Source organism: Collinsella sp. AF25-2LB (assembly GCF_003458415.1).
Classification (GTDB): Bacteria; Actinomycetota; Coriobacteriia; order Coriobacteriales; family Coriobacteriaceae; genus Collinsella.
On sequence record NZ_QRUF01000010.1, the window covers coordinates 37,228 to 63,752 of the forward strand.

Annotated in this window: 21 protein-coding genes and 4 tRNA genes; 15 read left to right on the plus strand and 10 right to left on the minus strand. The window is 61.1% G+C overall.

All coding sequences use genetic code 11. From position 1 onward, the window contains the following. The first annotated feature begins 52 nt into the window (after positions 1 to 52). Both DWY51_RS06050 and DWY51_RS06055 read left to right on the plus strand, forming a co-directional pair. The gene (locus DWY51_RS06050) at positions 53 to 907 is read left to right on the plus strand and encodes a DegV family protein (protein WP_117770204.1); all 855 of its coding nucleotides are present in this window, start codon (positions 53 to 55) and stop codon (positions 905 to 907) included. A gap of 80 nt (positions 908 to 987) precedes the next feature. Further along, entirely contained in the window at positions 988 to 1,308 is a 321-nt protein-coding gene (locus DWY51_RS06055; RefSeq protein WP_117770205.1) for an MGMT family protein, read from the plus strand. Positions 1,309 to 1,691: 383 nt separating this feature from the next. Here DWY51_RS06055 and trpS read toward each other — a convergent pair whose 3' ends face one another. Both trpS and DWY51_RS06065 read right to left on the minus strand, forming a co-directional pair. Continuing rightward, positions 1,692 to 2,741: a tryptophan--tRNA ligase gene (gene trpS / locus DWY51_RS06060; RefSeq protein ID WP_089572045.1), complete on the minus strand. Its 1,050-nt coding sequence runs from the start codon at positions 2,739 to 2,741 to the stop codon at positions 1,692 to 1,694. Between the two features lie 161 nt (positions 2,742 to 2,902). Continuing rightward, the gene (locus DWY51_RS06065; protein WP_117646362.1) at positions 2,903 to 4,102 is read right to left on the minus strand and encodes an MraY family glycosyltransferase; all 1,200 of its coding nucleotides are present in this window, start codon (positions 4,100 to 4,102) and stop codon (positions 2,903 to 2,905) included. A 525-nt stretch (positions 4,103 to 4,627) separates the two neighbouring features. Here DWY51_RS06065 and DWY51_RS06070 point away from each other — a divergent pair. From DWY51_RS06070 to proB, 5 genes are all read left to right on the plus strand, one after another. Continuing rightward, the gene (locus DWY51_RS06070; protein ID WP_117770206.1) at positions 4,628 to 5,566 is read left to right on the plus strand and encodes a radical SAM protein; all 939 of its coding nucleotides are present in this window, start codon (positions 4,628 to 4,630) and stop codon (positions 5,564 to 5,566) included. 151 nt (positions 5,567 to 5,717) lie between these two features. Next, positions 5,718 to 5,790: transfer RNA gene (locus DWY51_RS06075), tRNA-Ala, on the plus strand. A 64-nt stretch (positions 5,791 to 5,854) separates the two neighbouring features. Continuing rightward, positions 5,855 to 6,295: a hypothetical protein gene (locus tag DWY51_RS06080; RefSeq protein ID WP_117635034.1), complete on the plus strand. Its 441-nt coding sequence runs from the start codon at positions 5,855 to 5,857 to the stop codon at positions 6,293 to 6,295. 84 nt (positions 6,296 to 6,379) lie between these two features. Beyond that, a complete protein-coding gene (locus tag DWY51_RS06085) occupies positions 6,380 to 7,885 on the plus strand; it encodes a nicotinate phosphoribosyltransferase (RefSeq protein WP_117770207.1) in 1,506 nt (501 codons plus the stop codon). A 103-nt stretch (positions 7,886 to 7,988) separates the two neighbouring features. Next, positions 7,989 to 9,116 carry a glutamate 5-kinase gene (proB, locus tag DWY51_RS06090; protein ID WP_117770208.1) on the plus strand — a complete coding sequence of 376 codons (1,128 nt, stop codon included), beginning with the start codon at positions 7,989 to 7,991 and terminating at the stop codon, positions 9,114 to 9,116. A 101-nt stretch (positions 9,117 to 9,217) separates the two neighbouring features. Here proB and DWY51_RS06095 read toward each other — a convergent pair whose 3' ends face one another. Then, positions 9,218 to 10,636, minus strand: coding sequence for an alpha/beta fold hydrolase (locus DWY51_RS06095; protein ID WP_117770209.1), 1,419 nt, complete (start codon positions 10,634 to 10,636; stop codon positions 9,218 to 9,220). Positions 10,637 to 10,748: 112 nt separating this feature from the next. Here DWY51_RS06095 and DWY51_RS06100 point away from each other — a divergent pair, with 112 nt between their 5' ends. Next, positions 10,749 to 12,035 carry a glutamate-5-semialdehyde dehydrogenase gene (locus tag DWY51_RS06100; RefSeq protein ID WP_117770210.1) on the plus strand — a complete coding sequence of 429 codons (1,287 nt, stop codon included), beginning with the start codon at positions 10,749 to 10,751 and terminating at the stop codon, positions 12,033 to 12,035. A gap of 71 nt (positions 12,036 to 12,106) precedes the next feature. Here the strand turns inward: DWY51_RS06100 and DWY51_RS06105 are convergent, their stop codons facing one another. Then, positions 12,107 to 12,706 carry an HD domain-containing protein gene (locus DWY51_RS06105; RefSeq protein ID WP_117770211.1) on the minus strand — a complete coding sequence of 200 codons (600 nt, stop codon included), beginning with the start codon at positions 12,704 to 12,706 and terminating at the stop codon, positions 12,107 to 12,109. Positions 12,707 to 12,813: 107 nt separating this feature from the next. Continuing rightward, complete coding sequence (locus tag DWY51_RS06110) at positions 12,814 to 13,299, minus strand: CarD family transcriptional regulator (protein ID WP_022094807.1); 486 nt, start codon at positions 13,297 to 13,299, stop codon at positions 12,814 to 12,816. Positions 13,300 to 13,641: 342 nt separating this feature from the next. Here DWY51_RS06110 and argS point away from each other — a divergent pair, with 342 nt between their 5' ends. The 4 genes from argS to DWY51_RS06130 all read left to right on the plus strand — a co-directional run bounded on the left by argS (position 13,642) and on the right by DWY51_RS06130 (position 20,781). Next, positions 13,642 to 15,495: an arginine--tRNA ligase gene (gene argS, locus DWY51_RS06115; protein ID WP_055286535.1), complete on the plus strand. Its 1,854-nt coding sequence runs from the start codon at positions 13,642 to 13,644 to the stop codon at positions 15,493 to 15,495. A 532-nt stretch (positions 15,496 to 16,027) separates the two neighbouring features. Further along, a complete protein-coding gene (gene rho, locus DWY51_RS06120) occupies positions 16,028 to 18,610 on the plus strand; it encodes a transcription termination factor Rho (RefSeq protein WP_233504642.1) in 2,583 nt (860 codons plus the stop codon). A gap of 313 nt (positions 18,611 to 18,923) precedes the next feature. Continuing rightward, positions 18,924 to 20,324, plus strand: a complete 1,401-nt coding sequence (locus tag DWY51_RS06125) for a hypothetical protein (RefSeq protein WP_117770212.1) — start codon at positions 18,924 to 18,926, stop codon at positions 20,322 to 20,324. 7 nt (positions 20,325 to 20,331) lie between these two features. Continuing rightward, positions 20,332 to 20,781 carry a VanZ family protein gene (locus DWY51_RS06130; protein ID WP_117770213.1) on the plus strand — a complete coding sequence of 150 codons (450 nt, stop codon included), beginning with the start codon at positions 20,332 to 20,334 and terminating at the stop codon, positions 20,779 to 20,781. A gap of 114 nt (positions 20,782 to 20,895) precedes the next feature. Here the strand turns inward: DWY51_RS06130 and DWY51_RS06135 are convergent, their stop codons facing one another. Both DWY51_RS06135 and DWY51_RS06140 read right to left on the minus strand, forming a co-directional pair. Continuing rightward, entirely contained in the window at positions 20,896 to 21,786 is an 891-nt protein-coding gene (locus tag DWY51_RS06135; RefSeq protein ID WP_117770214.1) for an ROK family protein, read from the minus strand. Positions 21,787 to 21,930: 144 nt separating this feature from the next. Next, positions 21,931 to 23,112 carry a pyridoxal phosphate-dependent aminotransferase gene (locus DWY51_RS06140; RefSeq protein ID WP_117770215.1) on the minus strand — a complete coding sequence of 394 codons (1,182 nt, stop codon included), beginning with the start codon at positions 23,110 to 23,112 and terminating at the stop codon, positions 21,931 to 21,933. A gap of 166 nt (positions 23,113 to 23,278) precedes the next feature. On the opposite strand from DWY51_RS06140, the gene DWY51_RS06145 reads away from it, so the two are divergent. The 3 genes from DWY51_RS06145 to DWY51_RS06155 all read left to right on the plus strand — a co-directional run bounded on the left by DWY51_RS06145 (position 23,279) and on the right by DWY51_RS06155 (position 23,572). Then, positions 23,279 to 23,355 (plus strand) — tRNA-His (locus DWY51_RS06145). Between the two features lie 22 nt (positions 23,356 to 23,377). After that, a tRNA-Lys gene (locus tag DWY51_RS06150) sits at positions 23,378 to 23,453 on the plus strand. 43 nt (positions 23,454 to 23,496) lie between these two features. Continuing rightward, positions 23,497 to 23,572 (plus strand) — tRNA-Lys (locus tag DWY51_RS06155). Between the two features lie 260 nt (positions 23,573 to 23,832). Here DWY51_RS06155 and DWY51_RS09570 read toward each other — a convergent pair. From DWY51_RS09570 to DWY51_RS06165, 3 genes are all read right to left on the minus strand, one after another. Beyond that, positions 23,833 to 24,069: a hypothetical protein gene (locus DWY51_RS09570; RefSeq protein WP_199573609.1), complete on the minus strand. Its 237-nt coding sequence runs from the start codon at positions 24,067 to 24,069 to the stop codon at positions 23,833 to 23,835. 78 nt (positions 24,070 to 24,147) lie between these two features. Continuing rightward, positions 24,148 to 24,693, minus strand: a complete 546-nt coding sequence (locus tag DWY51_RS09575; RefSeq protein WP_199411385.1) for a BRO family protein — start codon at positions 24,691 to 24,693, stop codon at positions 24,148 to 24,150. A gap of 161 nt (positions 24,694 to 24,854) precedes the next feature. Then, positions 24,855 to 26,381 (minus strand): FAD-dependent oxidoreductase, encoded by a 1,527-nt coding sequence (locus tag DWY51_RS06165; RefSeq protein ID WP_117770216.1) that lies wholly within the window; start codon positions 26,379 to 26,381, stop codon positions 24,855 to 24,857. Between the last annotated feature and the right edge of the window lie 144 nt (positions 26,382 to 26,525).

Here is a 26,525-nt window from a genome sequence, read left to right on the forward strand (position 1 = left end):
GACATTGCTGTCAAAATTCCCTGCGCGAGACCTGCGCAAGAAAGGATTCGCTATGTCCGTCCGCATTATTACCGATTCCGCCAGCGATATGTCGCCGGCGGAGCACCCCGCTCTGCGTGTTCTGCCGCTGTCCGTCACCTTTGGCACCGATGTGTATATGGATGGCGTCGACATCGATCACCAGCGCTTTTACGAGATGCTTGTGGAGCGCGACGAGCTGCCCAAGACCGGCCAGGTCAACCCGTACGCGTTTTCGCAGGCGATTGCCAAGGTTCGTGAAGCCGGCGATGAGGCTGTGATTATTACCGTGGGCGCTAAGCTATCAGGCACCAATCAGAGTGCCCGTACCGCACTTGCCGAGGCGCCAGGCGGCGACGTTTACGTGGTGGATAGCAATAACGTCACTCTGGGCGAGCGTGTCATGGTCGAGTATGCCCTGCGCCTGGTGGATGAGGGTCGTAGTGCAGCTCAGATCGCGGCGGCCGTCGAGGCCGTGCGCGACCGTGTGGTGGTTATCGGCCTGCTCGAGACGTTGGAGTACCTGGTGCGCGGCGGTCGTCTGTCTGCTGCGGCCGGCGCCGTGGGCACGCTGCTCAACGTAAAGCCCGTGGTGGCTGTCGAGGACGGTCTGATCGTGCAGCTGGGTAAGGCGCGCGGTTCCAAGAACGGCCGCAATCTGCTCAATCAGAAGGTCGAAAAAGCGGGCGGCATCGACTTTTCCATGCCGCTGGCGCTCGGCTATACGGGCCTTTCGGATGCGGTGCTCAAGAAGTATATCGAGGACAGCGCGGCACTTTGGGCTGGCCACACCGAAGGCGAGTTGCCCGTTCACACCATCGGCGCCACCATCGGCACCCACGTAGGCCCCGGCGCCGTCGCCGTAGCCTTCTTCCAGCCCGCCAACTAACCGATCTGCCATAAACCACCACAAAGGGGACAGGCACCTTTGTGGTGGTTTATGCTTTTCCGGGTGGAAGGGAGCGAGCAATGGCGTCTGAGGGCTTTTTTGAACGGGTGTACGAGGTGGTCGAGCAGATCCCCGAGGGGATGGTCGCCACGTATGGTCAGGTGGCGCTGCTTGCCGGTCGTCCACGAAGTGCGCGGTACGTGGGGTATGCCCTGCATAGTAATCCGCGTCCCGGCGAGATTCCCTGTCACCGCGTGGTGTTTGCCGACGGGCACATATGCGAGGGCTTCGCTTTTGGCGGTCCCGATGCTCAACGTGAGCTTTTGCTAGGGGAGGGTGTGGCGTTTAAGGACGACATGCACGTCGACTTGCCCGCCTGTCGCTGGCCAGCAGGGCTCTAGCGCTCTGCCGTGGCCAAAACCACCACAAAGGTGCCTGCCCCCTTTGTGGTGGTTTAGTTTACTTGGGCTAACTTATGGAGAAGCTATGGCGGCGGATATTGATGCTGCAAAGTAAACCACGGTGAACTATATTGGTTTCAGCAACGGAGCAGGCAATAGGCGATGAAAAAGCCTGCCCTGTTGAGTTTGATTCGCATTCCTCCCCTCTGTGCGATTCAACGGTGTACTTCGGGAACAGGCCCGCTGGCAACTAACTGCCAGCGGGCCTGTTCCTGTTTGTCGGGGGAGTGCAATGGGCAGAGCCGAACCGGTCGGGCACCAAAAAAGGCGGACGCCGTAGCGCCCGCCCTATAGCAATCGAAAGTTCTAGCCAGCAGATCGATCTAGTACACCATGCCCATGGCGTCCTGAACCTCGGCCAGGGTCTGCTCGGCAATCTCGTTGGCGCGACGGTTGCCCTCGTGCAGCACGTCCTTCACATAGTCCAGATCGTTCTCATAGCGCTGACGACGCTCGCGGATCGGCGCGAAGTACTCGTTGACGGCCTCGGTCACGTACTTCTTGAGCTGGCCGGAGCCGCCCATGCCAATCTCCTCGGCAATCTCGACCTCGGAACGGCCAGTGCAGATGGCGGCGGTTGAAAGCAGGCCGGACACGCCGGGGCGGTTCTCGGGATCGAACGTGATCATGCGCTCAGAGTCGGTCTGGCTCTTCTTGATGCGTTTGGCCGTCTCCTCGGCGGTCATCGAAATATTGATGGCGTTGCCGTAGCTCTTGCTCATCTTGCGACCGTCCAGGCCGGGCAGCAGCGGGGTCTCGGACAGCAGCGCGTCGACCTCGGGGAACACCTTGCCGTAACGGTTGTTAAAGCGGCGGGCGATGGTGCGGGTGAGCTCGATGTGCGGCAGCTGGTCGCGACCGACGGGCACCACATTGCCCTTGCAGAACAGGATGTCGCAGGCCTGGTGCACCGGGTAGGTGAGCAGAAGGCCGGTGAGCTCGTGGCCCGAGGCCTCCATCTCGGCCTTGACCGTGGGGTTGCGCGCCAGCTCGGCCTCGGAGACCAGCGACAGGAACGGCAGCATGAGCTGGTTTGCGGCGGGTACGGCGGAGTGCGCGTAGATCATGGTCTTGTCGGGGTCGATGCCGCAGGCAAGGTAGTCCATGACCATGTTGTACACGTTGTCCTGGATGTGCTCGGTCGTATCGCGGTCAGTGATGACTTGGTAGTCGGCGATGAGCACGTTGGTCTTGGCGCCCATGTTCTGCAGCTCAACACGGCCCTTGAGGGTGCCGAAGTAGTGACCCAGGTGCAGACGGCCGGTGGGGCGGTCGCCGGTGAGCATGGTGAACTTCTCGGGCGTTTTGGCCAGGCCCTCGCGAATGGCGTTGCTCTTTTGCAGCGCGACTTCGTAGCTGTTCTCGTTTGGCATGATTGCTCCTAACGTATGTTCATGGGTCAAGATGATAACGCGTTTATTGGAGGGTCGGGGCGTAAGTACGCGAGGGGCGGGAGAGCGGCGGCATGTGCGATGGGCGCGGCGTGGCTGCGCGTTTGGCCGGCGGCGCCTGGGCGCATCCTCGGCAGCTTACCCTAGCGCCTGTGGTGGCGCTCCTCCCTGCGTTCTTCTGCCGCCTGCTCCTCCTGCTTAAAGGCGGGATCGTCGGGGGTGACGAGCTCGTCCTCGTGCGTGCGCTTGTTGTAATGGTGGCGCAGCACGGGCTCAAACAGGTGCAGGTGCTTGGCAAAGGCCGCCGAGCCAATGGCGAGCACGGTAAAGATGAGCACGCGCATGGGCACCTCGACCTGGTTAATCGCGGCGGCGCCGGCCGAAAGCATGATGCACCAGGCATAGATGAGGAGCACTGCCTGCTTTTGGTTGTAGCCCTCTTGGATCAGGCGGTGGTGGATGTGGCCCTTGTCGGCCTGCCCGATGCTAATGTGGGCGCGCTTGCGGCGCACGATGGCGCTAAACGTGTCGATGATGGGCACGCCGGCAACGATGAGCGGGATGATAAGCGAGGTGAGCGCGGCGGTGCGGCTCACGTTGAGCAGCGAGATGGAGCCCAGTGCAAAGCCCAGAAGCAACGACCCCGAGTCGCCCAAGAAGATGCTTGCGGGGTTGAAGTTGTAGCGCAAAAAGGCCAGGCAAGCGCCAAAGAGCGCAATGGAGAGCGCGGCGGCGTCGATGCGGCCCGAGAGAACGGCCATCGAAAACATGGTGAACGACGCGATGCCGCAGATGCCCGTGGCCAAGCCGTCGAGGCCGTCGATGAGGTTAATGATGTTGGTGAATGCCACCAGATAGATCACGGTGATGGGGTAGGCGAGCCATCCGAGCATGATCTCGCCGGGGGCAAACGGGTTGACGATGACGCCGATCCGCAGGCCGCCGATACAGGCGATAAGCGCGGCGAGGACCTGTCCGGCTAGCTTTTGCTTGGGCTTGAGCTGGAAGACGTCGTCGATAGCGCCGGTCGCAAAGATGACGGTAAAAGAAAGCGCAAGTATGGGGTAGCTGATGTGCAGACGGGGGTGGGGCACCAAAACGGGCGGCCAACCCAGGTACCAGGTGCCTAGGATTTGCACAATGCAGGCAACGACCAGGCCCAAAAACACCGCCGTTCCGCCCAAACGCGGGATGGGCTTGGTGTTGATGCGGCGCTTGGAAGGATAGTCGACGGCGTCGAGCTTAATTGCCAGGCGCTTGACCAGAGGCACCGTGAGGAAGGTCGTGATAAAGGCCGCCGCTGCCACGCATAGGTACGGTATGTAGCTCGGGGATGAAGCCATGAATCTAAAAACCGCCAAGCGTAGAAGGGAAAGGTCAGAAGAACGCCATGCGCAAAGGGCATAGCCGAATCATGATACTCGACCAAGGGGGGTGCATGGAATTGCGCGCAGCGATAATCACGCGCTTACCAGATATTAGGGTATTGTCGATGGATTGTTGGGATGCCGGTGGGGATCCATATGGACTGTAATGGCGATTTTCGGCAAAAGAAAACCACCCCCCACGTTACGAAAATGAACCCACCTAAAACAGGTGGGTGCCCTCATCGACTGTTCCAGCGTCCTTAACAACGAAGGATACCTGTACTAGGTACGACTGTGTGGGCTCCCTAAATAAACGCGACGGTTCACCCAGTTGCTCCGCGGGGGGCGGAATACCTACATCATAAAGCGGCACTTTATCGATTCCAGTCTTGACATTACAAAAATCGTGTCGGACGATTACGGCGCCTTGGGCTCGAGCCGTCTGTGCGGTTGGTCCCTTTACGTTTGAGCTGCTGAATCGTTGTTTTGGAGCATGTTTTTATGCCGACGCCGTTGACCGAACTTTTTTCGCCCGCCTGCCATTTGTGTCCGCGCCGTTGCGGTGCGGCGCGCGACGAGGGCGCGCGTGGCGTGTGCGGCGCCGACAACACGCTTAAGGTCGCCCGCGCGGCGCTCCATATGTGGGAGGAGCCGCCCATTTCGGGCGAGGCCGGCTCGGGTACGATTTTCTTTAGCGGCTGTTCGCTCAAATGTATCTATTGCCAGAACCACGAGATCTCGACGGGCAATTTTGGGCTTGAGATTTCGCCCGAGCGCCTGGTCGAGATTATGCTGGAGCTGCAGGACCAAGGTGCCAATAACATCAATCTGGTGACGGCGACGCATTATGCTCACCTGCTGCCGGCCGCGATTGCCGCAGCTCGGGAGCGCGGACTGGTCATTCCAATCGTCTACAACACGAGCGGTTATGAGCGTGCGAGTGCCGTGGCGGCGCTCGGCGATTTGGTCGACGTGTGGCTTACCGACTTTAAGTATGCCAATGCGGCGCTTGCGCAGTCACTCTCTCATATTAAGGACTACCCGCGCGTGGCTGTGTCGGGTCTGGCCCAGATGGCGCGCGAAATTGAGCGCCGCGGGGGAGAGCTGGTAGACGGGGACGGGCTCATGAAGCGCGGCATAATCGTGCGTCATCTGGTGCTGCCGGGGCATGCGGACGATTCGTGCCGCGTGTTGGACCTGGTGTGGCAGACGATGGGCGACGTGCCGATCTCGGTCATGAACCAGTACACGCCCAATGCCCTCATGCGCGAACAAGGCGGCGACCTGGCGCGCGCCGTGACGCGCGAGGAGTACGAGCAGGTGCTCGACCATGCCGACGACCTGGGCTTTACGACGATGTTTTGGCAAGAAGGCGGAGCGGTAGACGAGAGCTTCACCCCGGCGTTCGACACCACCGGCGTCCTCACCAGCGCAAAGTAGTGCGCTCGCCGATGATTTTTCTGGGACGGGGATTAAAAAATCATCGAGAGGATCGCCTGCTCGAAAAGTTGTCAAAATAGCCGCGTCCCAAAAAGACTGGGTATTGGGCGTTGACAGTTGGCGAGCCGTAGGTAAAATATCAACTTGTCTTGGGGACGTAGCTCAGTTGGGAGAGCGCTGCCGTCGCATGGCAGAGGCCGAGGGTTCGACTCCCTTCGTCTCCACCCTTGGATTTGATAAGCCGCTGACATTGTGTCGGCGGCTTTTTTTAAAAGAAAGGGCTGTACCATGGCCAAGCTTGAGTCCCAACCACTGTCTGCCGAGGAACGCGCCGAGTTGGAAGAGCTCCGCGCCGAGAAAGCTCGTCGCGAGGCCCAGGAAGAGGCACGCCGCGAGCGTGAGGAGCTGGCCGCCCTGCGTGCCGAGCGTGCGAAGGCCGAGGAGGCCGCCGCGAACGTCGCCCCCGCGCCCAAGCCCGCCGCCGCGAAGCCCGCGCCCACCGCACCTAAACCTCAGCCTAAAAAGGTCGCTCGTTCCAAGTCCGTCGAGCCCAAGCCGAGCCGTGACGAGATGACCTTTGCCCAGCGCATGGTTACCTCCAAGGAGCCTACGGGCGAGAACGAGATCCCTGGCATGGCGCCGGCTCAAAAAATCATCATTGTCCTTGCCCTCATCGCGTTTGTCATCTTTATGGGCTACACGATCCTGACCAGCATGGGCCTGCTCTAGCCCATTCGCGCTGGGTGCCATGCCCGAACACTCTGCCCTTTTCCAACCCTCAACCTCTGCACAACGCATCCGAAAGGTCGCCCCATGGCTTTGACCGACATCTCGCATCCCACCGACATTGCAATGCTCACCGATCTGTACGAGCTCACTATGGCCCAGGGCCTGTGGGAGAGCGGCAAGGCCAATGAGCAGGGTTGTTTTACCGCGTTTTACCGCGACCATCCTTTTGGCAGCGCCTATGCCGTCATGTGCGGCACCGCCGAACTGCCCGAGCTGGTCGAGAATCTGCGCTTTACGCCCGAGGACATCGACTACCTCGCCTCGCTCCAGGCCCCGGCCGGCGGCGCGATGTTCAAGCCTGGATTCCTCGACTACCTGCGCGATTTTCGTGCGCATGTAAACATCGACGCCGTCCCCGAGGGCGAGCTCGTCTTTCCGCGCGAACCCATGGTGCGCGTCACCGGCCCCGCGCTTGAATGCCAGCTGCTTGAGACGGCGCTGCTCAACATCGTTGGGTTCCAGACGCTTGTCGCCACCAAGACGGCGCGCGTGGTGCTCGCCGCCGACGGTCGCCCCGTGGCGGAGTTTGGCCTGCGCCGCGCCCAGGGTCCCGATGGCGGCCTGGCCGTTGCGCGCGCGAGCTACGTTGCCGGCTGCTCCTCTACGTCCAATGTGCTCGCCGGCCGCCGCTATGGTATTCCCGTCTTTGGCACGCATGCGCACAGCTGGGTGATGAGCTTCGATTCCGAGCTCGAGGCCTTCCGCGCCTTTGCCAAGTCGAGCCCCAAGAACTGTACGCTGCTCATCGACACCTATGACGTGCGCGAGGGCTGCGAGCATGCCATTACGGTTGCCAAGGAGATGGAGGCGGTGGGCGAGCGTCTGTCGGCTATTCGCATCGACTCCGGCGACCTCGCCAAGCTCTCCAAGTATGTTCGCGGCCGTTTTGATGCCGAGGGCCTGCCCTATGTGGGGATCTCGGTTTCCAACGATCTTGACGAGTACACGATTCAGTCGCTGCTGGACCAGGGCGCGCCCATCGATAGCTTTGGCGTGGGTACCAAGCTCGCGACCTGCTATGACCAGCCGGCGCTGGGTGGCGTGTACAAGCTTTCCGCCCGCCGTGCGAGCGAGACAGATCCATGGACGCCGGTGGTCAAGCTCTCCGAGCAGCCCTATAAGCGCACGATCCCGGGTGTGCAACGCGTGCGCCGTTATTACGACGGCTTTGGCGGCCCAGTCTGCGACATGATCTACGACGAGGACCATCTGGCGGGGGAGGGCGCCGCGCGCGGCAATACCCTCGTGGCCGTGAATGATGCCGCCCTGGTGACCGACGTGTCCGAACTTGAGTATCGCGAGCTGCTGGTGCCGATCGTGCGCGATGGCAGTGCGGTGGCTCCGCGTGAGAGCATCCAGGACGCGCGCGAGCGCTGTGCTTGGGCGCTCGATCATCTGGACGCAGCTTTCAAGCGCTTCCTGTACCCGCAGACCTATGTGGTGGGCATGGAGCAGGGCCTGGCTCAGGTGCGCGACGAGCTCGTGCGCAAGAACATGGCCGCGGCTTCGGCCTTCCCCTGGGCAAAATGATCCGAAGGGGACGGAGGAAAACGGATCATTTTCGTCCGTCCCGCACCGGGTGCCCCGGCTGCTCCAGCTCGCCCGCCTGCTCAACACTCGATTGGTTTGACGTATGACGACTTCTTATAAGACGATGGTGGTAAAGATCGGTTCGTCCACGGTGGTGGGCGCCGATGGCAAGGTCAACCGCTCCTTTATCGGTGGGCTTGCCGACCAGGCCGCAGCCCTGCGCAAGCTCGGCTGGCGCCTGGTCGTGGTGAGCTCGGGCGCTATCGCCTGTGGCTATCCCGTGCTGGGCTTCGACCGCAAACCGGTCGGCGATCTGCCGAGCCTGCAGGCCTGCGCCTCGGCCGGTCAGTGCATCATCTCGTCGGCCTACGACGAGGAGTTTCATGCGCGCGACCTGCTCACCTCGCTTGTGCTGCTCACGCGCCACGACACGGCTCGCCGTACGTCCTACCTGCACGCGCGCGACGCCCTGCTGCGCCTGGTGGAGCTTGGCGTGGTGCCGGTCGTCAACGAGAACGATACCGTTACCGTCGATGAGATCAAGTTTGGCGACAACGACACACTGGCGGCGCTTGTAAGCTGCCTGGTTTCTGCCGATCTGTGTGTGACGCTCTCGGACATCGATGGTCTCTATACCGCCAATCCACATGAGGACCCCACGGCCGAGTTTGTCCCGGTCGTGCATAAGATCGATGCCAAGATCATCGCCTCGGCGGGCGATTCTTCCACATCGGTGGGCACGGGCGGCATGATTACCAAGATTCGCGCGAGCCGCATTCTCATGACGGCGGGCATTCAGAGCGTGATTTGCTCGGGCGAGGAGCCCGATGCGCTCGTGCGCCTGGCCCTCGGCGAGAGCGTGGGTACGCTGTTCGATCCGCCGGCGGAGCGCCTGGACATTGCACCCCGCAAGCTGTGGATTGCACTGGGCGACAAGGCGCACGGCTCGGTGACGGTTGATGACGGCGCCGCGAAGGCGCTGGTCAGCCGCGGATCGTCGCTGCTCGCGGTGGGTATTCGCGAGGTCGATGGCCAGTTTGCCGAGGGCGATGTGCTCGACGTGTGCGACCCGAGCGGCATGGTTGTCGCCCGCGGTATCGCCGAGGCCGATTCGGACGTGCTGGAGCTCGCCGCCGGCCGCCGCCAGGACCAGATTGCCAGCAACCGCCTGCTCGCAGACCTGGCCGAGAAGCCCGCAATCCATAGGGACAACTTGATAGTGTTTGCATAAAGAGAGGCAGCGCTGCGGCTCGTTTTGCCAGCAGTGCTGCCTCTCCTTTTCCGGCACTTGGGGACGTTCCTATTGTGCCGGCAGGTGGGGACACTCCTTTGCTAGAAGATTCGGCGCAGGTCTCCGCGGTTGAGGGACTCGTCGAAGAGGTGCTTGAATACCACACTGCCGTGCAGGCCGTCGTGCTCGAACTCGTTGGTTACCCAGGCGTGCGAGTTGCCCACGCGGCTGAGCGTGTCGAGCTGCAGACTCGAATCGACGTACATGTCATCGAAGTACACCGCGGCCTGGAGCGGCACCTCGTTGCAGGCCAGGCGCTGCGGGTCATAGATCTTGTCCCAGCTGGTGTCTTCCATCAGCAGGTCCATGGCGGGCTTGAAGGGCTTGAGCTCGGGCATCTGCTCGAACATCCACGGGAACATGGCCTCGCCGGTAAACATGAGCGGGCGCGCGAGGGTGTCGAACTCGGCGTGGTGTGCCTTCTCTTCAGCTGCGGCCCAGCCAATGGGCATAGTGTCACCGTCGGCGTATATGAACTCCTGCAGCGTCCAGTACAGCGGATTCGTGCGCGTGTTGGTGCGCTCGAAGGCGCGCATCAAAAAGCTGTCGGATACCGAGGAGCCGCAGCTCAGCGTACCGTCGCCTGTAACAAACGCGTGATCGATAATCCAATGCATGCGCTCAAAGCTCGGCTTCATGCCAAAGTCGCTGCCCATGAGCTGTAGGCGCTCGACCGTCATTGGCGAGCCGTCGGGCAGTACGGGCTTCTGAGCCTCGAGCGCATCGGCCAGGGCTGCCACGCGCTCGACATCGGCGGGGTAACGGTCGTAATACTGCTGCGTCTTGGCGGCCATGCGCGGGAAGGTGTGCGCGTAGACCTCGCTGGCGCTCGCCGGCACGTGCGGAATGCCGCCGCAGGTAAAGCTTGCCGCCACGCCCTCGGGGAAGAGCGACAGATAGCTCAACGTCAAAAAGCCGCCGTAGCTCTGCCCGAGTGTGACCCAGGGCTTGCCGCCAAAGCCCACCAGGCGCAGGTACTCAAAATCGCGCACGATGGAGCTGGTGAGGTGACGCTTGAGGAAGTCCGCCTGCGAGCGGGCCGCATCGGAGCCTGCCGCCTCGGCGCGCTCGCCCAGTGCGGCAATCGTGCGCCCGTCTACACAGCTGCTGCGCCCGGTACCGCGCTGGTCGGGCAGGACCACGCGGAAGTGCTTGACGGCCTCCTCGATCCAGCCATCGCTTGTGGGTGACAGCGGACGCGGGCTCTCGCCGCCGGGGCCGCCCTGCAAAAACAGAAGCAGCGGCAGATCGTCGTTGATGCGGTCGGGCGCGCAAACCACGCGGTAGAAGAGCTTGATGCTCTCGGGCGCGCCGGCGATTGGTGCCGGCATAGCGCCGCGGCGCATGGTGCTGCCGACGGCCAGGAGCATTGGCTCCAGGCCGCGCCAGTCGAGGGGGACGTCGATGCTGTGGTCCTCGACATACAGGCCGGGGACGTGGTACGAAGTAATGAGGGCCATGTGAGTCTTCCGTTCGTTGCGGTGTTTCGGGTTGACCAATTCTACCGCCGCGGGCGAGGCCATGCGCAAATCGGCTACCATGGTTGCAAACTTCTAGGAGAAAGGGCCGTCCATGTCGGTCGATATAGCCACGTATGTCCACGATCTTGCCGTTGCCGCTAAGGCAGCGTCGGCCTCGCTTGCCACGGCGAGCGACGAGCAGCGCCAGGAGGCCGTGCGCGCCATGGCCGCAGCACTGCGCAACGGTATCGACTCCATCGTCGCCGCCAACGAGCTCGATATGTCCGCTGCGCGTGATGCGGGCACCTCGGTCGGATTGCTCGATCGTCTGCTGCTGACGCCCGAGCGCGTCGAGGGCATGGCCGCCGGCCTGGAGAAGCTCGCCGAGCTGCCCGATCCCGTGGGCCGCGTGCTCGATCACCGTGTGCTTGCGAGTGGCGTGGACCTTACGCGCGTGAGTGTGCCGCTGGGCCTGGTTGCCATGGTCTACGAGGCGCGCCCCAACGTGACGGCCGATGCCGCGGGCATCTGCATCCGCACCGGCAACGCCTGCATCCTGCGCGGCGGTTCGCTGGCCTACCACTCGTGCGCCATGATTGCCGAACTGCTGGCCGATGCGCTTGAGGCCCAGGGCTTTCCACGCGAAGCTATCTCGATGATCGAGTCCACCGACCGCGAGGCCACCGGCGAGCTCATGAAGCTCCGCGGTATTGTCGATGTGCTCATTCCGCGTGGCGGTGCGGGCCTGATCCAGCGCTGCGTGCGCGAGTCGCTTGTGCCGGTGATCGAGACGGGCACAGGCAACTGCCACATCTACGTGCATGAATCCGCCGATTTTGACAAGGCGCTCAACATTATCGTCAACGCTAAGACGCAGCGCGTGGGCGTGTGCAATGCCGCCGAGTCGCTGCTGGTCGACCGTGCCGTGGCGGATTCGTTTTTGCCGGCGGTCGTTGCCGTGCTGCACGACCACGGCGTGCTGATTCACGGCGACGAGGCCACGTGCGCCGCATGCGCTGCCGCCGGGCTTGCCGAGGGCGACGACTATGTAGCCGCGACTGAGGAGGACTGGGGCCGCGAGTATCTGGCGCTCGAGATGAGCGTGAAGGTCGTGGCGAACGAGGACGAAGCCATCGCGCACATCAACCGCTACGGCACCATGCACTCCGAGGCCATCGTTGCCGAGGACGAGGATGCCTGCGAGCGCTTCCTGGACGCGGTCGATGCCTCGGCCGTGTATGCCAACGCCAGCACGCGCTTCACCGACGGCGGCGAGTTTGGCCTGGGCGCCGAGATCGGCATCTCGACCCAAAAGCTCCACGCCCGCGGCCCCTTTGCCGCCGAGGCCCTCACTACCTACAAATACAAGCTCCGCGGCACCGGCCAGGTCCGTCCCTAAACCTGTTGCAAACGAAAAACCACCACAAAGGTGCCTGTCCCCTTTGCGGTGGTTATAGGTGGCGTGGGCGGTTAGGCCTGGAAGGTGTCGCGATCGGGAGCGAAGGATTGCATGGCCGCGATGGTACGGTCGAAGAGCTCGGGAAGCTCCCAGCCCAGCATCTCGGCGCCCTGCGAAATCACGTCACGCGAGCAGCCGGCGGCAAAGCGCTTGTCCTTGAACTTCTTCTTGAGCGACTTGGTCGTAAAGTCCATAACGCTCTTGCTCGGGCGCATGATGACTGCAGCGCCGATCAGGCCGGTGAGCTCATCGCAGGCAAACAGGATCTTTTCCATCTGCAGCTCGGGTTTGGGCAGCGAGGTGTTGAAGTCCGACGTGTGCGTCTGGATGGCGCGAATGAGCTCGGGAGACGCACCTTCGCCCTCAAGAATCTCGGCAGCATAGATGGTGTGGTTCATGGGGTCGTCCTCATGCTCCTCCCAATCCAGGTCGTGCAGCAGACCGACGATGCCCCAAAACTCCTCGTTCTCGGGGTCGAACTCGCGCGCAAAGTAGCGCATAGTGCTCTCGACCGTCTCGCCATGGGTGATGTGGAACGGGTCCTTGTTGTGTTCGTTGAGCAGTTCGAACGCGCGGTCGCGGGTGATTCCGGCGGTAAGCGGCTCTGCCATAAGAGACTCCTTGTGCTCGTGGGTATCGATAAGAATGAATACTACTAGAACAAGAAAACCACCACAAAGGTGTCTGTCCCCTTTGTGGTGGTTTTGGCGCGGTTGGGTTAGTTGAGGGCGGCTTGGGCTAGGCGGGCTTCGGCGTCCTCCTCGGTGACGCCCAAGGCCACGGCGAACTCCTCGATGGAGCGACGCTTGGCCTCCTTGAGTACGCGCATGTAGTAAGAGCTGGGCTTTTTATCAGCTTCCTCGGCCTGGCGAATGCGGTGCATCATGGTCTTTGCCACGCGGACCGTCTCGGGCGCGCCCAGCTTGAGCTGCTGCTTAAAGTGCGTCTCCTCAAGCGAGCTGTTACGCTCGGTAAAGGTGTCGCACTCCAGCTCGTCATAGTGGCTCAGCAGGTGCTCGGCATCTTGCTGGGAGATGGCGGCATGCAAACGATCGGCCTGCGCCACGGGGTACATGAGGATCGTCTGCGCATGTCCCTGCTTGGTCTCGAGCAACAGCATGGGCTGCGGCGTGTCGTCCCTAAAACCGACGACGGTGCAGACTCCCTGACCCGGATGAATGACGTGTTGACCGATTGAGAACATGCTACCTCCAACTTATACGAATTTACGTATGTCTAGAATAACACGCTGACGTGCGCAAACCCTTACTTTATGCAGGAAAAGCACACAACTCTGATAGGTAAGAGTATTCGATAACAGACGCAGCTCATTCACACCTTTATGCATTTTCAACGCCTGCATAATCTGCAGGCAGACTGGCATCTTTGAGTGACTCCATACAAGCTGTAGTCATTTTTGTGCATATGCAATATCTATTAGCTTTACCCTGCGACAGTGCCCGTCGCTTGTGATAGAGTGCTACAAACTCTGGCTTTTGCCCTACGAGTGACCAAGAGCTCGGGGGCTTTAACACAAGGAGGATCTATGCCCGAGAAGATTGAAGAGCTGGTACGCGCTGCGCTTGCTGCGGCCCAGGAGGCCGGCGACCTTTCCGCATTTGAACTTGACGATTGCGCTATCGAGCGACCGGCTGACACTTCTCATGGCGAGTGGACCTCTACCATGGCCCTGAAGTCCGCCAAGCTGGCCCACTGCGCCCCGCGCAAGATCGCCGAGGCCATCGTTGCCCATATGCCCGAGGACCCCGCGATCGAGAAGGTCGAGATCGCAGGCCCCGGCTTCATCAACTTCTACCTCTCCGTTGCCGTCAAGAATGCCATCTTTGGCGAGGCTCGCGAGAAGGGTATGGACTTCGCTAAGTCCAACGTCGGTGGTGGCCTGAAGACCCAGGTCGAGTTCGTTTCCGCTAACCCCGTCGGCCCCATGCACATCGGCCACGGCCGCTGGGCCGCGCTGGGCGACTCACTCTGCCGTGTTATGGACCACGCCGGTTACGACATCCAGCGTGAGTTCTACATCAACGACCACGGCTCTCAGATGAACACCTTCGGCAACTCCATCAGCACGCGCTATATGCAGCTTGCCGACATCATCGCCAAGCAGGGCGTGGATATCGACGAGGCTCACAAGCTGCTGATTGCCGACCGCGACGCCTTCGTTGCCGACGAGAATGACGAGCATCCCGAGACTCATCCGTACCAGGATAACTTTGCCGAGACCCTTGGCAAGGACTCCTATGGCGGCGACTACATCATCGACGAGGCCGCCGAGTTCTGGCGCACTGACGGCGATAAGTGGGTCAACGCCGATCCTCAGGAGCGTATGGAGAGCTTCCGCGAGCGCGGCTATGTAAAGATGGTCGACAACATGCGCGACCTTTGCCATGCCGTTAACTGCGACTTCGATCGTTGGTTCTCCGAGCGCTCACTGTATGTGAAGGACACTGAGGGCGAGACCGCCGGCACCTCCGCCGTCGACCGCGCTTTTGAGAAGCTCGACAAGATGGGCTACCTCTACACCAAGGACGGCGCCCTGTGGTTCCGCTCCACCGACCTGGGCGATGACAAGGACCGCGTCCTGATCAAGTCCGACGGCGAGTACACCTACTTCGCCTCCGACGTTGCCTATCACTGGGATAAGTTCCAGCGCGTCGACCACGTCATCGACATCTGGGGTGCCGACCACCACGGCTACATCGAGCGCGTCCGCTGCGTCTGCGACGCTCTTGGCTATCCCGGCAAGTTTGAGGTTCTGCTGGGCCAGCTCGTCAACCTGCTGCGCAACGGCAAGCCCGTCCGTATGTCCAAGCGCAAGGGCACCATGGTGACCCTGCAGGAGCTCGTCGACGAGGTCGGTTCCGACGCCGCCCGCTACACGCTCATCTCCAAGAGCTCCAACCAGATGGTCGACTTCGATATTGAGGCCGTTAAGAAGCGCGACAACTCCAACCCGGTCTATTACGTGCAGTATGCTCACGCCCGCGTGTGCTCCATCCTGCGCCGTGCCGCCGACGTTACGCCCGAGCAGGCTGACGAGATGGGCATGAAGGCCGTCGCCGCCAAGGCCATCGGTGAGAACGTTGATTACTCGCTGCTGACCGACCCGACCGAGCTCGCCCTTTCGCGTAAGCTCAACGAGCTCACCGACCTCATCGCCAGCTGCGCTCGCGACCGCGCCCCGTTCCGTCTGACGCACTTTGCTGAGGAACTCGCCGGCGACTTCCACAGCTTCTACGCTGCCTGCCAGGTTCTGCCGAGCGAGGGCCGTCCCGTCGACCCCGAGCTTTCGCGTGCCCGTCTGGCCGCTTGCGACGCCGTCCGCGTGACGCTCGCCCTGGTGCTCACCCTTGTTGGTGTCTCCGCTCCCGAGCAGATGTAAGCTACGGGTCATTTGACCGCGCAAGTTTGGTTTAACTGAGCCTTGAAAGCCCGATCTCCCATATGGAGGTCGGGCTTTTTGCACAAACGCCGTCGTATTGACGAATTTGGGACTGCTGGAAATACGAAACTATGCCGGTTTACTACGATGAATTGAGAAATTCCAACCACGCCGGCTTTTCGCAAAAAAGTGCAAGGCATCTACCTGCGGTTTTAGTTCAACAAATTTCGGAGTGGTCGCGGTTGAGCGATTCGTCGTAGTAAACCGTCATAGTTTTGGCGGAGGCATTCAGGTTTGTGGGCGGTAAACCAAAGATTGTCCCTTTTGACTAGTCGTTTAAGAACGTCCTCAATGACTAAGTTGCAGGTGGTTGCGGTTGTGTTACACTAACGCTGCGTATATGACGCAAATATCTCGATACAGATCAATGATGTCCGTCGGTATTTGACGGAGCTAGACTGTTTAGCCGCCCTGAAGGTTTATGCAGGGAGCATGTGATCACAGGGCTTGAAAAGAAAGTTGAGCAAACACTGTGTCTGATCAACAGCAAGAAAACGAAATATCGACGACGCAAGCCGCTCCCGCTGCACCGGTTGCGTCGGACCAGGTCGCGGCGCCCGCGCAAGCCTCGGCTCCTGAGACGCCTAAGGCTGCTTCGACGCCTACGCCTGTAGCGGCTGAGAAGGCCGTGTCTGCAACTGGTGAGGAGGCTGCTCCGGCAAAGCCCAAGCGTACGCGCCGCGCGGCCAAGCCTGCCGATGACGGCGAGGAGGTCACCAAGCCCAAGCGCCGTACCACGCGCACGACGCGCGCCAAGCGTACCGTTGCAGCTGACTCCTCGGCGCCGATTTCCGATGAGGTCGCGCAGGCACGTGCGTTGGCGCAGATTAGCGAGGCTCAGGTGGTGCGCGCCCGCCGTCGTGCTGCCGAGCGTGAGGCCGCGGCTCTGACCGAGCTTGCAGCTCCGTTTGTGCCCGAGACGCCTGCCGCCACCGAGACCCCTGTCGCCGACCAGCCAACCGAGAAGCCGGTACCGCGCACACGCCGTCGCACGGCTGCTAAGGCCGAGCAGGTTGCCGATCAGGTAACCCCCGAGCTCGCTGAGGCTTCGGTCCGTTCCGCGGCAGGGGAGGGCACATCGCCTGTTGAGCCCGCTGCGCCTGTCGAGGCCAGCGAAGTTCCCGTTGTCGATCCGGCTTTGCGCCCGCACCGTCGCGGTCGCAAGCCCAAGGCTTTCGTCGAGGCCGAGAAGGCCGCAGCCGCAGCCGCCGCCGCTCGGGATGCTGCGGCGACCGCCGAGCCTGCAACCGCTGCCGACGCGCCCGTCCAGGATGCTACGACTTCCGAGGCCGTTTCTGCCGATGTCGAGCCCGCCGACGTCCGTCCTGGTCGCAGCCATCGTACTGCTGCTAAGCGCACGTCCAAGGCCAAGGCTGCCAAGAAGGGTGCGTCCGAGGTTTCCGCCGAGACGACCGCCGATGCATCGACTGATGCCGCCGAGCCCCAAGACGTCGAACAGTCTGCGTCCGAGAAGCCCAAGCGCGGTCGCAAGAAGTCCGCTAAGGCCAAGGCCGTCGAGCAGCATGCCGAGGCCGAGCCGCAGGGCGATTCCAATGCCGAGGCCAGCGATGATGCTTCGGCTAACGAAGACGCCTCCGCAACCGATGGCACCGCCCCCGTCGAGACCGAAGAGAGCGCTCGCCCCAACCGCCGTCAGCACAAGCGCAACGACGAGCGTAATGACCGCAACGAGCGCAAGGACGAGCGTAACAACGATCGCCGCAACCGTCAGCGCGACCGCAAGCAGCGCAATAAGGAGCGCAATGCCGCTCCCACCGAGCCCACGCTTTCGCGCGAGGAGCTCGCGGCCATGAAGGTCGCCGAGCTGCGCGAGAAGGCCAAGGAGTTCGAGATTGAGACGACCGGCAAGAAGAAAGCCGAGCTCGTCGAGGAGATCTACGTCACCGCCGCGAAGGCCGAGGGCTTCCGCGACATCAAGGGCATCCTGCAGATTCGTCCGGACAGCTCCGGTATCATCCATGCCCATGGCTACATGAAGTCCAACGACGACGCCTTCGTGCCCGCCTACCTCATCCGCTCCGCGCGTCTGCGCACGGGCGACGTCATCGAGGGCTCGCTTCGTCCTTCGCGCGGCGGCGACAAGCGCGCCGGCCTCGCCAAAATCACGACCGTCAACGGTCTAGACCCCGAGCAGATTCGCAACCGCCCCAAGTTCGGTGACCTCACCCCGGTCTATCCCAACGAGCCGCTGCGCATGGAGCATGGCAAGGATTCCATTACCGGTCGCGCCATCGACATCGTGTCGCCGATCGGCAAGGGTCAGCGTGGCTTGATCGTGTCCCCGCCCAAGGCCGGCAAGACCACAATCCTCAAGAAGATCTGCCAGTCTATCTCGATTAACAACCCCGAGGTGCACCTCATCTGCCTGCTCGTCGACGAGCGCCCCGAAGAGGTTACCGATATGCAGCGTTCCATCAAGGGCGAGGTTGTGGCGTCGACCTTCGATATGCCCGCCGACAACCACACTCGTGTGGCAGAGCTCGTCATCGAGCGCGCCAAGCGCATCGTGGAGCTGGGCGGCGATGTCGTGGTGGTGCTCGACTCCATCACGCGTCTTGCCCGCGCCTACAACTTGGCGGCGCCCGCCTCAGGCCGCATCCTTTCGGGCGGCGTCGATTCGGCGGCACTGTATCCGCCCAAGCGCTTCCTGGGCGCAGCCCGCAATATCGAGAACGGTGGCTCGCTCACCATCCTGGCCTCTGCCCTCATCGACACCGGCTCCAAGATGGACGAGGTCATCTTTGAGGAGTTCAAGGGCACCGGCAACATGGAGCTCAAGCTCGACCGCGACCTGGCCGACCGCCGCATCTTCCCGGCTATCGACCCCGTTGCCTCCGGTACGCGTAACGAGGACCTGTTGGTTGACGAGCAGATGCGTCCGTTTGTCTTTGGCCTGCGTCGCATTCTTGCCGGCATGAACAACACCGAGCGCGCAGCTGCGTCGTTTATCAAGGGTCTTAAGGGCACCAACACCAACCAGGAGTTCCTGGTGCGTTCGGCCAAAAAGCACAGCGACTACGAGCAGACGTTCTAGGTTGTCATCCACACGCAGCGATAGTCATCAATGCAATAAAGGGTCGGGGCTTTGAGCCTCGGCCCTTTTCTATATCGCCGCTCCGCGCTTATTTTTGACCATAAGACTGGCAAGCAGCAGGTTTCCCGTTTCAATCCGACATCGTCGCTTGCAATCGACAGGGCGGTTTCGCATAATAGCTTTTAAGCTTCGCGACGGATAACGCAGATGAAACGAACCATATACCGTTGCTTTGGGGCATAGCCCCGCTTCATCTTCTCTCGCGCAGCCAACTGAATGATGCGATTTGGGTGCTGGAAGATGGGGAGAGCTCATGGCTTCTTCTGATGCAACACAACGAGCAGTCCTTGCCGGACTTTCGTGCGGGATCGGCCTTGCCGCTCCCGTGGTTATGTATGCCGCGACGCTGCCGTTTTCGTCTGTGAACGAGACGGTCGTGGCGGGTGCGGTTCCCTTCGCCGTGGGCGCGGTGGCGGGCGTGGGCATCTATGCCGCCTCGCTGGGTATCTCCGAGTATCGTGCGCAGCGTGAAGAGCGTCTGTTCCAGCCCGATGCCATGGGCGGTGCCGCCAATCTCAATCAGCATCAAAGCGAGTTCAAGACCGCCTCGATTTCAGCTCAGCAGCAGGATGCGACTCCTTACGCTGCGGCTTCTGATTCTCAGGCTCAGGCGGAGCAGTCTACCTCGGCATTCCTTTCCGGCCTGACTGGTGCGTTCCAGCGCCGTCATGCCGATGATGGTGTCCCTACCATCGCTCGAGCCGCAGATGCTATGGACGAGGACGAGGCTTGGTCCATGATCGACAGTATGCTTGACGACGATTCGCCGGTGAGCTGCGACCCTGCACACTCGCGCGACGTCTATCAAGTCGCCATCGACGAGCTCACCAACGGCGGGCAGACCGGCTCCTTCAATCGCGACGACATCGCCGCCGCGGCACGCGCCGTGTCTGGCTCCCAGGCCGCCCCTGCGGGCAGCACGGCGGCTTTCGTGGCGCTCGTCGCCAACGCGGCAGCCAATAACGCCTACAGCGCTACCTCGGCGGACGCGAACGCTTCTGCCGACAATTCGTACGTTGATGAAGCCATGACTGCGGACGAGGAGGCCGTTGCCGCCCGCCGTGCCGCCGAAAGCTCGCTTTGGGGCGCTCCTGCCCAGCAGCAGGCGGCTGAGGCTGCGCCGTACAATGCAAACCTCGCCAGCATGCCTATCATCTCCGGTGCCGTGGACATCGATCTCGATGACCTCGATGAGCCTGCAGCCGTCACCGCATCGATTGATGCCCAAGATCGCATCGACACCGGCGACCTTCCGGACGCCTCGCTCGAGGTTGATGTTCCCATGGCCGATTACTCGGGCCACGAGGACATGTGGGCCGCCGCCACCGCGATTCTGGATGAGATTGACGAGCCCGCTCCTGTTGCAGCCCCCGCTCCCGTCGCTGCCCCTCAGCCTGCTGCCCCCGCCTATGTCGGCCGTCACAGTGCTGTGTTCCCCGAGGATACTGCCCGTATCTCGCGCGAGAGCATCGAGCGGGCCGAGGCTATTGCCGCCGGCATTATGGAAAACCGTCGTCACGAGCGCGTCAATCAGATCCTCGAGGAAGAGATCGAGCGCCTGCAGTCCTCAACCGCCAAGCGTACGGGCCGTGCCTATCTGAGCGTTATCGAGGGCGGTACCGCCAGCTTCGCGCCGCTCCGCGCGGAGGCATAACTTCTGCATGGTTAAGATCAATCGAAAATGGGCGGTTGTAACCTGCCTGATGGCGCTCTTGATCTGGGGCAATTCGCTGGTTCCCGGCTCGGGGTCGGGCTCGCTGAGCCTAACGGTCATGGAAGCTATCCGCGGTTTCCTGCACAGCGTGGGACTTCCATATGAATGGGTGACCAACTTTGTTGTTCGCAAGTGCGCGCATTTTACCGAGTATATGGTGCTCGGCATCTTGGCAACGCACGCCTTTGATTTTGAGGGCCGGCGCACCTTTGACGTGCTGCTGCCCACGGCGGTGTTCCTGCTGCTGATTCCCTCGATCGACGAGACGATTCAGCTCTTTGTGCCGGGACGCGCCGGCATGATCACCGATGTGATGATCGACTGCTGTGGAGCGGCAACGGGCGTTGTGCTCCGATATCTCTTACGGTCGCTGATGTGCGCTAAAAAGGCCGCCTAGGACGTATTGTTTGGTCCTAGGCGGCCTTTTTTATTTGAGGGCTTATATGAGGCGTGGTGGCGTCGTTCCGTAGGTCGGATTTGCCGGGCGCGCCACGCCCTGTGGGTGCGTCTGCTACTGAAGCGCCTGTGCGCCCAGGGCCAGGCAGCCCATAATGCCCTGCTTGCCCTCGAGGCTGTTGTTGACGATGTAGTTATCGATGTCGTTGACCTCGGGCGTGACGATATAGCCGTTGAGCATCTCGGCACACTTTTTGCGTGCGAGCGGCACGATGGGGGTGTGGTCGGCCACACCGCCGCCGATGATGATCTTTTGCGGCGCGTAGCACAGCGTGTAGGTCATGAGCGCCTGTGCTAGATAGCCTGCGAGCAGATCCATGGCCTCTGGGTCATCGGCCATGTCTCCGGCGCTCTTGCCATCCCAGCGCTTTTTAACGCCGGGGCCGGCGATGAGGCCCTCGAGGCAGTTGTCATGGAAGGGGCAAGCGCTATGCTCGCCGATGGTGTCGCGCGGGTCGCGCGTGACCAGGATGTGGCCGGCCTCGGGATGCATCATGCCGTGTACGAGCTTACCGCCCGAGAGCACGCCGGCGCCCACACCGGTGCCGATGGTCAGGTAGACCACGTCCGTGAGGCCCTGGGCGCAACCAAAGGTGACCTCGCCCAAGCAGGCAACGTTGACGTCGGTGTCGTAGCCGCAGGGAATATTGAGCTCGTTTTGGATGGTGCCCAGCAGGTCGAAGTAGCGCCATGCCGTTTTGGGCGTCTCCAGGATCTTGCCGTATTGGGGCGAGGCAGGGTTGACTGCGGTGGGTCCAAAGGCGCCGATGCCCAGCGCGGCGATGCCCTTGTTCGCAAACCATGCATTGACGGCCTCAACGGTCTCCTGCGGGGTCGTGGTCGCGATCTGCTCACGCTCCAGGACCGTACCGTCTGCATAGCCCGTGGCGCAGACCATCTTGGTGCCGCCGGCCTCGAGCGCTCCGATAAGCTGCTGTTCTGCCATAGTATTCCTCTCTCTGGGACGAGTTGCTCCGTGACTAAAGTATAGGGCTCTAAACCATTTAAGAAAGCGCTATAAAAAGAAGAAGCCTCGCAACGTGGCGGGCGGTGCGGGGCTTCTTTGGTTGCTTTAGTTGCCGGGCCGTCCTTACCCGCGCGGCTTGATTTTATCACGTAGCGACTTGAGGTTCTCCAGTGCCGCGTTAAGCGTCTCATCCCGCTTGGCAAAGTGGAAACGAATCAGATGGTTGACGGGCTCGCGGAAGAAGCTCGAGCCGGGCACGGCGCCCACGCCCACCTTGGATGCGAGGTCCTCGCAGAATTCGAGGTCGCTGTCATAGCCAAACTCAGAGATGTCCATCATGACGTAGTAGGCGCCCTGCGGCACGTTATGCTCAAGACCGATGCTATCGAGCCCCTGGCAGAACAAGTCGCGTTTGGCGGTGTAGAGGTCGAGGACCTCATCGTAATAGCTGTCGTCGAAGTTGAGGGCGGTGACAACGGCTTCCTGCAGGGGAGCGGCGGCACCCACGGTGAGAAAGTCGTGGACCTTCTTGATACGCTCGGTGATCTGGGCCGGGGCGATGGTGTAGCCCAGGCGCCAACCGGTGATGGAGTACGTCTTAGACAGCGAGCTGCAGCTGATGGTTCGCTCGAACATGCCGGGCAGCGTGGCCATATAGACGTGCTCGTGGGGCGCGTAGACGATGTGCTCGTATACCTCGTCGGTAATGCAGTAGGCGTCGTACTTTTTGCAGAGGTCGGCGATGAAGGTGAGCTCCTCGCGCGTAAAGACCTTGCCGCAAGGGTTGGAAGGGTTGCACAGGACGATGGCCTTGGGGTCGTTGTCGCGGAAGGCTGCCTCGAGCGTCTCGCGGTCAAAGTCGAACGTGGGCGGGTTGAGCGGCACATAGATGGGCTCGGCACCCGAGAGAATGGTGTCAGCGCCGTAGTTCTCGTAGAACGGCGAGAAGATGACGACCTTGTCTCCGGGGTTCGTAACCGTCATCATGGCGGCCATCATGGCCTCGGTGGAGCCGCAGGTGACCACGATATTCTTGTTGGGGTCGATCGGCATGCCCATAAAGTGCTCCTGTTTGGCGGCGAGCGCCTCGCGCATGGCCTGGGAGCCCCAGGTAATGGAGTACTGGTGGTAGAGCGGCTTGGGGTCGGCGGCGATGGTGCTCAGGCTGTTGAGCAGCTGCGCCGGAGGATCGAAGTCGGGGAAGCCCTGCGACAGGTTGACGGCATCGTACTTATTGGAGATGCGTGTCATGCGGCGGATGACCGAATCGGTAAATGTTGCCGTGCGGTTGGAGAGTTCTTTCATGCCGGTCCTTTCGAGGATTTGCAGTGGGGCAAGTTTACTCCTATGGAACCGGTGGGAATTGCTCGAAACGCGCTCGAAAAACTCTTTTCAAAATTCTTGAAAATTGGGGCTTGCATCGCGTGGCGTTCCTTGCAATAATAGTCGAGCGCGAAGCGCACAGGACACGGTGGGTGTAGCTCAGTTGGCTAGAGCGACGGGTTGTGGTCCCGTAGGTCGAGGGTTCGAGTCCCTTTACCCACCCCAGTTCTTGCTTCGTGTTGATATCGGGTCGTTAGCTCAGTTGGTAGAGCAGGGGACTCTTAATCCCAAGGTCCAGGGTTCGAACCCCTGACGGCCCACCACACGATATCTCCTCTAAAGTCCGCCATAACGGACTTTAGCTTTGGGTCGTTAGCTCAGTTGGTAGAGCAGGGGACTCTTAATCCCAAGGTCCAGGGTTCGACCCCCTGACGGCCCACCAAAGCATGTTAAAGCGACTGGCTTAGGCTGGTCGCTTTTTTGTTAACCTCGCATCGGGTCGAACCCGTCGGGGCGCGGAGCTGAGGAAATGCGTAAGCATTTGCCAGCGCAGCGCGCAAGGCGCGAAGCGCCGCAGTGACCGCCTGCACAGCAGGCTGACCCCCTGACGGCCCACCCAAAGCATGTTAAAGCGACTGGCTTAGGCTGGTCGCTTTTTTGTAACCCTCGCATGGGGTCGAACCCGAAAGGGCGCGGCCGCTTTCACAGATTGAGTCTACCCTGGGGATCGGTGAAACCGTCAGTACCCTCCTTGAGTTTCTTCTCGTCTGCCTTCACGCGACGCTCGAGCTTTTTTGTATCCTCGGCAGGCGGTAGGTTCTCGGGAACAATTCCGCGGTCGATGAGGCTGCCACGCACGCTCGTGTTGTTCTCGACGTGTTCTTGTTTGATCTGGTCCAGACCGTACAAGTCGTGTTCCTCGGCGTTGAAGGCCGTCATCGAGTTCGTGAGGTCCTTTGCTTTGATGAGGACATCGGCTAACCTGTCCGCCAATGCCGCGCTCTTGGGTACGCCGAGCTACTGCTTCATTTCCGCCGTGCTTCTGCCGCCGAATAACGCCTCATCGCCCTTCGACTTGATGATCGCGAATCCTTTGGAGTCCACGCCGCGTTTGAACGCAATACCCGAGAGCTGTTTCTCTGAATCGGATAGCGAGTGACGCGCCTGCAAGCGCTGAATCTCTGCGAAGCGCTGCTCTATGAGCTCTTGGCGGCGCGTCTGCACGGCAAAGTATGCCTGGGCGAGCGCGATCTCTGGCTTGTTTGAATCTCCGTTCTGTGCGATTAAATAGCATGCATAGCGCGTAAGTTTGTAGTCTTTAACCGCGCGAGCGGCGACACCGGCAGTTACCATTTTCGTGGTGTCACGAAAATGGGAATCAACTGGAGTTTTGTTTGTTTCGCATGAGACTTTTGCCCTCTTAACAACTTCGGCGAAGTTCTCCCATCGAGTGTACCCCATGGGTTCCATTAAATCGCGTGCGAGCCAATACTCAACGCCGTCTTCCACATTGGCGTAGCTATCAAGTTCGATACGCCACTTCTCGATATCTCTACTGTCCATATCTCCTCCTCGCTGGTCTATTTTCTATGCGGGCTTTGTCCGCTCTGTATTCAGAATAAGGATACGCTGTCGTGCGGACACGAATGGGCCCCGTGCTGCTTCGAGCTCACGGGGCCCATGGATATCGATTGGTTGTGTTCTGCTTTAGATAGGTGTCCGGTTTAATCCGCTCGATAGTGCGACCCGAGACTTTCGGTTCGCTTGCGCATGGCTTTGACCATTTCCTGTGCCAGCTGAATCTGCGATTGCAGGCGGGCGAGGGCTGCGACTTCGCTGTCCTGGGCTTTCTGTGTGCTCAAGGTCGTTGCCTCCGTCTTCAAGCCCTCAAGCTCGTGTAGTGCCTCGGATAGGCCTGTTTCGGTCCTGTTGATCATGCAAAAGGTGCTCATCGTGTGCCTAAGGCTGTGTGTCAGGCGTTCGGCATCTGTTGTGGCAATGCCGTACTGGGGGAGGGTGATATCCGCCTTCAGGGCCGCCTCAGGCTCTTTCTGCGCTGTGAGGGCTGCCGATGCGCCCGCGATACGTCCGAATACGATGCCGTTGGCGCTTGACAAGCCACCAATGCGGTCGGCGCCGTGCATGCCGCCTGTCGCCTCGCCGCAAGCGTAGAGGCCCTCAATGCCCGTGTGCGCAGTCTTATCGATCTTGATGCCGCCGTTAGCGGCGTGGGCATACATCGCAACGCGCATCTCGTCAGTCGGGGCGATGCCGTGCTCGTCTTGCAGCCAGGTGGCAAAGGTCTGCACAAACTCTGGGACATCCTCGCGGGGGAAGTCGTAGTGGAGTGCCAGGCCTTCGACACCTGCCTGATCGATGACGAGATCGATAGCGCGGGAGGCCAAGCGTGACGTGAAGGGACCATATCCAGAGCGCTGCTCGAGCAGGTCGTTCAGCTTGTCGTCGGCAATATCTACCGGCTGGTCTACATGCACGTAGCGCCAGGTTTTCTCGTTGAAGACCAAGTTACGCCTGGGCTCGATGAAGCCGGGCATCATCTGCATGAACTCTATATTAGTAAGTGTTGCGCCGTGCGCCAGTGCGATGGCCTGCGAGGAGCTGAGCACATCAGCCGACGTAAGGCTGCGCTCGAACAGGCCGCCTGTGCCACCGGCTGCGATGATCGTGGCCTTGGCAGCAAAGGGCACGATTCGATTTTCGGTAAGGTCGTAGAGTACGGTTCCGGTTATTCTGCCGTTCGTGTCCTCAACAAGGTCGATAAGCTCATGGCGGGGGAGCAGGCGAATGCCGAGCGACTCGATCCAGGTCGTCAGAGCGTCCTCAAGGGGCTTGCGGGTGAGGCCGCGCCACATGCGCGTTTTGTGGTCAAAGCAGGGGATAAATTGCTTTTGTTGAGCACTCTTGGCGCTTTGCGGACGCTGGAGCTCAACGCCCAGGTCTTGCTCGAGCCAGTCAATCGCTTGGGGAATGCCGTGGACGAACGTTTGGACGAGTTCGGGGTCGGCGACACCGCCGCCGACGGTCTGGATGGTGTCGATGAGGTCCTGCTCGTCGTCTTCGTCGACGGGACCGATGAGGCCGAGGCCCCAGGTACCCGGGAAGAAGCTCGATCCACTCATGGTCTTGCCGGCGCTTGCCACAGTGACGGTTGCACCCGTGCGTGCCGCTTCGATGGCGGCACAAAGGCCCGCAATGCCAGATCCAATTACCAGTACATCAGTCGATTCCATCGGATTCCTTTCTCGTCCGGCGCATTGTCGCACGGGTGATCGGCAATGGGGCCGCAAAGACTCGTCAAATCGGTAAAGGGCAAATATGGCAGGTGGGCGTCATGGACGCTCTGACGCTCCATCTCTTCACATCTCGTATTTCGC

Bases quoted from the DNA above. Each gene is read 5' to 3' on its own strand.
- DWY51_RS06050 (WP_117770204.1), top strand. From the start codon at position 53: ATGTCCGTCCGCATTATTACCGATTCCGCCAGCGATATGTCGCCGGCG.
- DWY51_RS06055 (WP_117770205.1), top strand. From the start codon at position 988: ATGGCGTCTGAGGGCTTTTTTGAACGGGTGTACGAGGTGGTCGAGCAG.
- trpS (WP_089572045.1), bottom strand. From the start codon at position 2,741: ATGCCAAACGAGAACAGCTACGAAGTCGCGCTGCAAAAGAGCAACGCC.
- DWY51_RS06065 (WP_117646362.1), bottom strand. From the start codon at position 4,102: ATGGCTTCATCCCCGAGCTACATACCGTACCTATGCGTGGCAGCGGCG.
- DWY51_RS06070 (WP_117770206.1), top strand. From the start codon at position 4,628: ATGCCGACGCCGTTGACCGAACTTTTTTCGCCCGCCTGCCATTTGTGT.
- DWY51_RS06080 (WP_117635034.1), top strand. From the start codon at position 5,855: ATGGCCAAGCTTGAGTCCCAACCACTGTCTGCCGAGGAACGCGCCGAG.
- DWY51_RS06085 (WP_117770207.1), top strand. From the start codon at position 6,380: ATGGCTTTGACCGACATCTCGCATCCCACCGACATTGCAATGCTCACC.
- proB (WP_117770208.1), top strand. From the start codon at position 7,989: ATGACGACTTCTTATAAGACGATGGTGGTAAAGATCGGTTCGTCCACG.
- DWY51_RS06095 (WP_117770209.1), bottom strand. From the start codon at position 10,636: ATGGCCCTCATTACTTCGTACCACGTCCCCGGCCTGTATGTCGAGGAC.
- DWY51_RS06100 (WP_117770210.1), top strand. From the start codon at position 10,749: ATGTCGGTCGATATAGCCACGTATGTCCACGATCTTGCCGTTGCCGCT.
- DWY51_RS06105 (WP_117770211.1), bottom strand. From the start codon at position 12,706: ATGGCAGAGCCGCTTACCGCCGGAATCACCCGCGACCGCGCGTTCGAA.
- DWY51_RS06110 (WP_022094807.1), bottom strand. From the start codon at position 13,299: ATGTTCTCAATCGGTCAACACGTCATTCATCCGGGTCAGGGAGTCTGC.
- argS (WP_055286535.1), top strand. From the start codon at position 13,642: ATGCCCGAGAAGATTGAAGAGCTGGTACGCGCTGCGCTTGCTGCGGCC.
- DWY51_RS06125 (WP_117770212.1), top strand. From the start codon at position 18,924: ATGGCTTCTTCTGATGCAACACAACGAGCAGTCCTTGCCGGACTTTCG.
- DWY51_RS06130 (WP_117770213.1), top strand. From the start codon at position 20,332: ATGGTTAAGATCAATCGAAAATGGGCGGTTGTAACCTGCCTGATGGCG.
- DWY51_RS06135 (WP_117770214.1), bottom strand. From the start codon at position 21,786: ATGGCAGAACAGCAGCTTATCGGAGCGCTCGAGGCCGGCGGCACCAAG.
- DWY51_RS06140 (WP_117770215.1), bottom strand. From the start codon at position 23,112: ATGAAAGAACTCTCCAACCGCACGGCAACATTTACCGATTCGGTCATC.
- DWY51_RS09570 (WP_199573609.1), bottom strand. From the start codon at position 24,069: ATGACGGCCTTCAACGCCGAGGAACACGACTTGTACGGTCTGGACCAG.
- DWY51_RS09575 (WP_199411385.1), bottom strand. From the start codon at position 24,693: ATGGACAGTAGAGATATCGAGAAGTGGCGTATCGAACTTGATAGCTAC.
- DWY51_RS06165 (WP_117770216.1), bottom strand. From the start codon at position 26,381: ATGGAATCGACTGATGTACTGGTAATTGGATCTGGCATTGCGGGCCTT.